This is a genomic window from Methanobrevibacter curvatus (assembly GCF_001639295.1).
Classification (GTDB): domain Archaea; phylum Methanobacteriota; class Methanobacteria; order Methanobacteriales; family Methanobacteriaceae; genus Methanoflexus; species Methanoflexus curvatus.
Window position 1 is genome coordinate 1 of sequence record NZ_LWMV01000064.1, and the last position, 2,934, is coordinate 2,934.

Annotated in this window: 3 protein-coding genes; all 3 read left to right on the plus strand. The window is 24.6% G+C overall.

Going from position 1 to position 2,934, the window contains the following annotated elements; all coding sequences use genetic code 11:
• Window positions 1-151: 151 nt before the first annotated feature.
• The 3 genes from MBCUR_RS01775 to MBCUR_RS01785 all read left to right on the plus strand — a co-directional run bounded on the left by MBCUR_RS01775 (window position 152) and on the right by MBCUR_RS01785 (window position 2,873).
• Window positions 152-1,039, plus strand: coding sequence for a CBS domain-containing protein (locus MBCUR_RS01775; RefSeq protein ID WP_067089485.1), 888 nt, complete (start codon window positions 152-154; stop codon window positions 1,037-1,039).
• Between the two features lie 201 nt (window positions 1,040-1,240).
• Window positions 1,241-2,224: a deoxyhypusine synthase gene (locus tag MBCUR_RS01780; RefSeq protein WP_067089487.1), complete on the plus strand. Its 984-nt coding sequence runs from the start codon at window positions 1,241-1,243 to the stop codon at window positions 2,222-2,224.
• Window positions 2,225-2,291: 67 nt separating this feature from the next.
• On the plus strand, window positions 2,292-2,873 hold the full coding sequence (locus MBCUR_RS01785) for a hypothetical protein (RefSeq protein ID WP_245637267.1): 582 nt from the start codon (window positions 2,292-2,294) through the stop codon (window positions 2,871-2,873).
• The last annotated feature ends 61 nt before the right edge of the window (window positions 2,874-2,934 follow it).

Consider the following 2,934-nt stretch of genomic DNA (forward strand, 5'->3'; position numbering starts at 1 on the left):
ATAAATATACAAATAATAAATATATGATAATATTTTTGTAATTAGTTTATAATTATTTTTTAATAATATTTTTAATTATTTTTTTAATTATTTTTTTAACTATTTTTTTATTTTTTTTATAATTATTACTGTAATGGTTCAAGGTGATTTAATGCTTACTTCAATTCAAAAGGAACTCTTAAAAACACTTATAAATTTGTATGTTGAGTCAAATGGCAAGGCAGTCAAGGGTGAAGACATTGCAGATGTTGTTGAAAGAAGTCCTGGAACAATTAGAAATCAAATGTTAAATTTAAGAAATTTAGGGCTTGTAAATGGGGTTCCAGGTCCTCGTGGAGGATATAAACCAACTCTCGAAGCATATCATAAAATGAATGTTAGCATTTCTGATGATGATGCTATTGTTCCTGTTTATAAAGGAAACAAATGTGTTCAAAATGCTTCTGTGGCAAGAATTGAATTCACTAGTGTTCCAAATCCTGGAGAGTGTGAGGCAGCCATTAGAATTATAGGTGATATTAAAAGTTTGAATTTTGGTGAAAATATTGAAATAGGACCTACACCTGTGAATCAACTTAGTTTATCTGGTAAAATAGTTGGTAGAAATGATATGGATAATGTTTTACTTTTAGATGCAACTACTATTCGAAGTATTCCAAAAAAGAAAGTAAAAGAAGTTGGAAGTGTAAATCTAATTACTTTAAATGACAATGACTCAATTAAAGATATTTCTAAAGTTTTAAGTTCAAATTCAATTGAAGGGGCACCTGTTTTAGATGAAAATAAAAATGTCGTTGGTATGATTACTTTAAATGATATTGTTAAAGCAATTGCCAATTATACTGAAGATTTAAAGGTTTCTCATATAATGTCTAGAAAATTAATTAAAGTAGATGAAGACACTATGATTTCTGAGGCTATTGACAAGATGCATGAGCATAATGTTGGTAGAGTAATATTTTTTGATAAAAATAATAATTTAAAAGGAATCATAACTAGAACTGATATTTTAAATACTATTACTTCTTTTATTAAATAATTTATTTATCATTCAATTTTTATCATTTAACAAATATAGTTAATATTATATTTTTATATTTTTTAGATTAATTTACCTTTACTTGAATTAGATTAGATATTTTTAAATTTATCTTATTTTTAACTATTATATCTTTAATTATCACATATTATATTTTTATAATGGAATTATCAGTAAGTTAAAAGCTATTTAGTGAAAATTATGAAGATTAAGCATATCAAATTGAAAAAAAACATGAAAGTTTCAGAATTAATTGATGAATTTGATTCATTAAATGTTTTAGGTGCAGGAAGACTTTCTAAAGCAAGAAAAATAGTCTCATATATGATAAATGATGAAAAAATGGCTGTTTTTTTATCTCTTGGAGGACCGTTGGTTCCTGGAGGATTAAGAACAATAATAGCTGATATGATTAAAGATAAACAGATTGATGTTTTAATTACAAGTGGAGCCAACATCACCCATGATCTTTTAGAGAGTTTTGGAGGTAAACACTACAATAATTTAGGATTTGATGATGAAAAACTTAATTCTGAAGGTATTGGAAGAATTGGAGATATTTATACAAAAAATGAAGATTTTGTAACCTTTGAAGAAAGAATATGTTTAATTTTTGAAGACATTTTAGATAAAAAAATTAATACACAAAACCAAAGAAAAACTAAGTTAGAAAATGAGCCAAATGAAATGACTAAAGATGAAAAACTTGTGAATCATGTTTTTTCAATAAAAGAGTTATTGTTTGAAATTGGAAAAAGAATTAAGGATGAAAATTCAATTTTAAAATCTGCAGCAGATAATAATGTTCCTATTTTTGCTCCAGGTTTGACTGATTCTATGTTAGGTCTTCAATTATGGATGTTTTCTCAAGAAAATAGATTTATTCTTGATGTAATAGAAGATATGAATGAATTGTCTGATTTTGTGTTTAAATCAGAAAAAGTAGGAGCTATTCTTTTAGGAGGAGGTCTTCCAAAACATTATACTCTTGCATCTAACCTTCTAAAAGGTGGTCTTGACACAGCTATTCAAATAACTATGGACAGAAGTGAAACAGGAAGTTTAAGTGGTGCTCCTCTTGAAGAAGCTAAATCCTGGTCAAAGGCAAAGTGCGGATCAAATTTAGTTACAGTTATAGGTGATGTAACAATTATATTTCCTCTTTTAATGGCTTCTTTAGAATAAAAAGTTAAAGGTTTGTTTATTTCAATATTTTTAAAATAATTTGGTGTTTTAATTGTGGTGTTTTAATTTGAATTTTTTAATTTTAGGACTAATGTATGGGCTATCTGGTTTTTTAATGAAATTATCAGATGATGAATTTGATGAAAAAGATGGTATTAGTCACAAAATAATAGCTATTATTTTAGGAATTTTCAGTGGAGGAATTATTGGAATTTTAGCAACTCATAATGTAGATGCTACTTATATTTTTATTGGAATTCTTATTGGTACTTTATTTTCATTTAAAATCGATGGAATTCATCATATTGCTTCTTTAATTTCATTTTTAATAATTTCATTTATTTTTAAAATTCCCAATTTATCAATTTTTACTTTATTAATTTGTATTATTTCTGCTTTTATTGATGAGATAGGTAATGATAACAAAGTATTATACGAAAAAAATAAGTTTTTAAAATTATTTTTTGAATATAGATTTACTATGAAAATAGCTATTTTAGTTTTAGTTATTTTAGGAATGGTAAATTCAATTTTAGGATATTCTATTCCTTATTTAAGTTTTTTATCAATAGAAACATTAACATTCTTCTTAATATTCGAAATATCTTATGAATTAGCAAGAATAATTTTTCAAAAATTTTTAAAATAAAAAGCTTTAAATTAAAATATTAAATTAAACTATTAAATTAAATATTAAATTCTAAACTAAC